Origin of the sequence: Henriciella sp. (genome assembly GCF_049649345.1) — a bacterium.
Lineage (GTDB): Bacteria > Pseudomonadota > Alphaproteobacteria > Caulobacterales > Hyphomonadaceae > Henriciella.
Genome location: NZ_JBARZC010000496.1, coordinates 1 through 4,956, shown reverse-complemented (window position 1 = coordinate 4,956; position 4,956 = coordinate 1). Strand labels below are relative to the sequence as shown.

Here is a 4,956-nt window from a genome sequence, read left to right as displayed (position 1 = left end):
GAACGCGCCGTCCCTCGACCTGTCGAGACCCGTCCCGGGCGCGCCGCTCGGCGCCTATTTCCGTCTCGGTGTCGAGCACATCCTGTTCGGATTTGACCACCTGCTCTTCGTGCTCGGCCTCTGCCTTGTCGTGCGCGTGCGCCAGCTCTTCTGGACGGTCACCGCCTTCAGCCTCGCCCACTCGCTTACGCTTGCCCTCTCGGCGCTCGCCGGGATCACCCTGCCCGGCCCGCCGGTGGAGGCCGTCATCGCGCTCAGCATCATCCTGCTTGGGCGCGAAGCCCTGCTCCGGCTATCGGGCCGCGAAACCCTGGCGAGCCGCCAGCCCTGGCTTGTCGCCTTCGGCTTCGGTCTGATCCACGGTTTCGGCTTTGCCGGCGCACTGTCAGAGATCGGCCTGCCAAAAGCGCAGGAAATCTGGGCGCTGGTCCTGTTCAATCTCGGCGTCGAGGCCGGACAGATCCTGTTCGTCATTCTGCTTGTCGCCGCCGCAAGCGCGCTCTGGTGGCTCATCAGCCGCCTGCGCACACCCAGCAAGGCGCTGGCCGCCTATTTCATCGGCACCGCCGGCACAGTCTGGCTGATCGAAAGACTGACCGCATTTGGAAGCCTGTGATCAATCTGGGGAGTGGTGCGCCCACGAGGATTCGAACCTCGGACCCGCTGATTAAGAGTCAGCTGCTCTACCAACTGAGCTATAGGCGCATACCGGAAGGATGACGGGATGTAGGGGCTGGGCTGCGAAAAGGCAAACCCTTGTTCAGAGCTTGTAGTCCGGCAGAGAGCCGAAGGCGAATTTCAGCGCTTCGCCCCAATTGTCCGAGATCAGGTTGAAATAAGGATCATCATCCTCGATCCGGCGCTGGCTGGTTATGTCGAGCTGGTCGGTCTCATACAGGAGGAGATCGAGCGGCAGGCCGACAGACAGATTGGCTTTGATGGTTGAATCGAAGGACACCATCATCAGCTTGACGGCCGCCTCGAAGCTCATGTCGGGCTCATAGGCGCGGATCAGGATCGGGCGGCCATATTTGGTCTCGCCGATCTGGAAGAAGGGCGTCTCGGCGCTGGCTTCCACGAAATTGCCTTCCGGATAGATCAGGAACAGGCGCGGCTCGGCGCCGGCGATCTGTCCGCCCAGGATGATCGTTGCGCGGAACTTCGATTCCGCCTCTGGCTCGGTGCCGGGCGCGCTGTCCTCGATCACCTCACGAAGCGTATTACCGACCAGCCGGGCGGCCTGAAACATGGACGGCACTTCGAGGATGGAGGGGCTGCGGTCTTCCGGCGCCTTGGTGCGCTCCTGAAGAACGCTGACCACGGCCTGTGTCGTTGCGAGATTGCCGGCCGTCATGATCACGATGGTGCGGTCGCCCGGCGCGTTCCAGGTGAACATCTTGCGGTATTTGGAGATGTTGTCGACGCCCGCATTGGTGCGCGTGTCTGACATGAAAACCAGCCCCCGGTCGAGGCGGAGCCCCACGCAATAGGTCATCTTGTTTCGCGATCTCGCCTTGTCTTACTGTTGCACCTGAACCGTCACTTCCAGATTCTCGGCCCCCGGTCCAATTGACAGGCCTGAAATCGGGGCTGCGTCGCGATAGTCCAGTCCCGTTGCGACCGCCACATAACGCGAATCCGGCGATATGGCGTTCGAGACGTCGAATCCGACCCAGCCCAGATTCTCAACATATACTTCTGCCCAAGCGTGAGAAGCGTCCTGTTGCACACGGTCGTTCATCATCAGATAGCCGCTGACATAGCGGGCCGGAAAACCGAGGATGCGGGCGGCCGCAGCGAAGATGTGGGTATGGTCCTGGCAGACACCATGGCCGGCCGTCGCGGCTTCCTCGCCCGTCGTCTTGGCATCCGTCATGCCCGTCTCATAGTCCACATCGCCCTTTATGATCGCCATCAGGCCATGCAGCCGGGCGACCTGGTCATCATAATCATCGCCAAGGGACTTTGCGATCCGGCGGATGGTCGGTCCGGGCTTGGTCAGCGGCGTGTCGCGCAGATAGAGCCAGAGCGGGGTGCACCCGCCATGCTTGCCCACCACACCGGCCTTGTCATCGGTCTCGACCTCGCCATGCGCCGTGACATTCAGACAGGTAATGCCAGGCTCGACGCTCACGAGCAGCGTCTGATTGTTGTACTGGTCAACAAAACTCGCCTGTTTGGTGCCGCCATCTATGTCGGTCTGCCAGTTCAGGACCGTCTGGCCCTGCCGTGATTTCGGCGTCAGTCTCAATTGCTGCAGCCCATAGCCCGCAGGCTCGCCAAACTCGTAGCGCGTGTGATGTTCTATCTTCAGACGCATTGGGAAACCTTATTCATAAAAGCGGTAATCGCGCTCGACCTGCAGGCCGAGCTCGTGGCTGTCCTTGATGATGGCGGTGATGAATTCATGCAGCCCGTTCTCGATAATCTCGTCGATGCCGGTCGTGGTGAGGTTCTGCAGCGTCGTATTGCACAGTTCCTGAGACGGCCGGCTCTCGCCATACTCGGCTTCGAGATAGGAGAGGTTTCGCGCCAGATTGATATAGCAGAAGGCCAGCGAGCGCGGCAGGCGCTGATCGAGGATGAGGAATTCCGCAATCGCGCGCGGACCGGTTTCCTTGTTGAGCCAGGCAAAGCTGCGCTCCGCCGCGGCAGACCGCAGGATCGCCTCCCACTGGAAATTGTCGATCGACGAACCGACGAGCGAGACAGACGGCAACAGCACATAATATTTCACATCAAGAATGCGCGCGACATTGTCTGCCCGTTCGAGAAACGTGCCGATCCGGCAGAAATTGAAAATGTCATTGCGCAGCATCGTGCCATGAAGTGCACCGCGCACCTGCGCGCTCTGCTGGCGGATGAGTTCGAGCACATTGGGCAGGTCTTTCTCGCTCACCTGCCGGGCGAGCGCATCTTTCAGGCGCATCCATGTATCATTGACCGCCTCCCAGACTTCGCGGGTCAGCGCGACCCGGACCATGCGGGCATTGTTGCGCGCCGCATCGACCACGGACATCACCGAGGACGGATTGGTCTTGTCGCGCAGGATATAGTCGATCACGGCGCTACGTTCGACTGTGTCATGGCGTTCAAGATAGCCCTGTTTGGCATTTGCGGTGGTCAGAACCGACTGCCATTCGGCGTCGGATGCCGACGCGCGCGTCATCGCCATTCGGGCGCCTGCCTCGATCAGCCGTGCCGTATTTGCGCTGCGTTCAAGATAACGGCACATCCAGAACAGGCCGCCTGCTGTCTTGCCGAGCATCATGATTCAAGCACCCACGTATCTTTTGTGCCGCCGCCCTGGCTGGAATTGACGACCAGAGACCCCTTCTTCAGCGCCACCCGCGTCAGCCCGCCGGGCGTAATGTCGACGCCGTTGGGCGAGACCAGCACGAAAGGCCGCAAATCAACATGGCGCGGCGCCAGACCACTGTTTGTAAAGATCGGCACCGTGGACAGCGCCAGGGTCGGCTGGGCGATGTAGCCGTCCGGCTTGGCCTTGAGCTTGGCCCTGAACGCCTCGATCTCCTTCTTGCTGGCCGCCGGTCCGACCAGCATGCCATAGCCGCCCGAGCCGTGGACTTCCTTGACGACAAGGTCGGCAAGATTGTCGAGCACATAGGCCAGCGATTCCGGCTCCGAGCAGCGCCAGGTCGGCACATTGTTGAGCTTGGCCTTCTCGCCCGTGTAGAACTCTACAATATCGGGCATGTAGGAATAGATCGCCTTGTCATCGGCGATGCCCGTGCCGGGCGCATTGGCAATCGTGATGCCCCCTGCCCTGTAGATATCGAAAATGCCGGGAACGCCCAGAAGCGAGTCAGGATTGAAATTCAGCGGGTCGAGGAAATCATCATCGACCCGGCGGTAAAGCACGTCGACCGGCGTGAAGCCCTGCGTCGTGCGCATCGCAACGCGGCCATTGACGACGCGAAGATCATTCCCCTCGACAAGTTCTGCGCCCATCTCGTCTGCCAGGAAGGAGTGTTCGAAATAAGCTGAATTATGGATGCCCGGCGTCAGCACGGCGATGACCGGCCTGTCCCCGCAGGCGGGAGGCACGCAGCCCGACAGGGACCGGCGCAGACGCTTTGGATAGGTCGAGACCGAACAGACCTTGTTGCGGATGAAGAGGTCCGGAAACATCTCGAACATGGTTTCGCGATTTTCCAGCATGTAGGAGACGCCGGACGGGGTACGGGCATTGTCTTCCAGGACGAAGAATTCATTTTCCCCGGTGCGCACGATATCGGTTCCGACAATGTGGGTGTAGATGCCACCGGGCGGCTCGACGCCGATCATGCGCGGCTCGAAAGCGACATTGGTGCTGATCATCTCCCGCGGGATCCGCCCCGCCTTGATGATCTCCTGACGGTGATAGATGTCATGCAGGAAGGCGTTGAGCGCCAGAACGCGCTGTTCGATGCCCTCCGAAAGCTTCTTCCACTCCTGATTCGACAGGATGTGCGGCACGATGTCGAACGGGATCAGCCGCTCATTCGCCTCTTCGCGGCCATACACGTTGAAGGTGATCCCGGTCCGCCGGAAGGCCTGTTCGGCGGCCTTGGCCTTCTTCTTCAGCGTTTTGGGCTGTTCGGATTCATACCAGTCAAAATAGTCTTGATACGGTGCACGCGGTACATTTTCTGCGGCAAACATTTCATCAAAAGGCGGCTGGTTGTCCGGCATAAATACTGGCTCTGCGGTTATTCTATTACAGTATGACCCATTATGCGGCCTGATCAGCAAATAAGCAAAAAATGATCTAGAATTCTGCCGCTTACCGCCAGACCTGCACAAATCGCAGGCGATGCGAAGCGGGCTTTTCACTCATCTAATTCGCCCGCAAGGCAAAGCCAGCGGCGGTCTCGCGGAATGTGACAAATTAGACACACAGCTATTGCGCGAGTGCTGACGGTGGTGCAACCGCGTGACGTGTCCTGCGTTTTT

5 protein-coding genes and 1 tRNA gene are annotated in these 4,956 nt (G+C 60.0%); 1 reads left to right on the top strand and 5 read right to left on the bottom strand.

The genetic code is table 11. From position 1 onward, the window contains the following. A partial coding sequence (locus tag WA989_RS13835; protein WP_424341073.1) for a HupE/UreJ family protein occupies positions 1-616 on the top strand: 616 nt, incomplete at its 5' end. A gap of 13 nt (positions 617-629) precedes the next feature. Here WA989_RS13835 and WA989_RS13830 read toward each other — a convergent pair. From WA989_RS13830 to WA989_RS13810, 5 genes are all read right to left on the bottom strand, one after another. After that, positions 630-705 (bottom strand) — tRNA-Lys (locus WA989_RS13830). Positions 706-760: 55 nt separating this feature from the next. After that, positions 761-1,495, bottom strand: a complete 735-nt coding sequence (locus WA989_RS13825; protein ID WP_424341072.1) for a peptidase — start codon at positions 1,493-1,495, stop codon at positions 761-763. Positions 1,496-1,519: 24 nt separating this feature from the next. Further along, on the bottom strand, positions 1,520-2,320 hold the full coding sequence (locus tag WA989_RS13820) for a transglutaminase family protein (RefSeq protein WP_424341071.1): 801 nt from the start codon (positions 2,318-2,320) through the stop codon (positions 1,520-1,522). A 9-nt stretch (positions 2,321-2,329) separates the two neighbouring features. After that, on the bottom strand, positions 2,330-3,268 hold the full coding sequence (locus WA989_RS13815) for an alpha-E domain-containing protein (protein ID WP_424341074.1): 939 nt from the start codon (positions 3,266-3,268) through the stop codon (positions 2,330-2,332). Continuing rightward, the gene (locus tag WA989_RS13810; protein WP_424341070.1) at positions 3,268-4,695 is read right to left on the bottom strand and encodes a circularly permuted type 2 ATP-grasp protein; all 1,428 of its coding nucleotides are present in this window, start codon (positions 4,693-4,695) and stop codon (positions 3,268-3,270) included. The genes WA989_RS13815 and WA989_RS13810 overlap by 1 nt, the downstream gene beginning before the upstream one ends. Between the last annotated feature and the right edge of the window lie 261 nt (positions 4,696-4,956).

Coding starts and splice junctions, on each gene's coding strand:
- WA989_RS13810 (WP_424341070.1), bottom strand. CDS start 4,695: ATGCCGGACAACCAGCCGCCTTTTGATGAAATGTTTGCCGCAGAAAAT.
- WA989_RS13825 (WP_424341072.1), bottom strand. CDS start 1,495: ATGACCTATTGCGTGGGGCTCCGCCTCGACCGGGGGCTGGTTTTCATG.
- WA989_RS13815 (WP_424341074.1), bottom strand. CDS start 3,268: ATGCTCGGCAAGACAGCAGGCGGCCTGTTCTGGATGTGCCGTTATCTT.
- WA989_RS13820 (WP_424341071.1), bottom strand. CDS start 2,320: ATGCGTCTGAAGATAGAACATCACACGCGCTACGAGTTTGGCGAGCCT.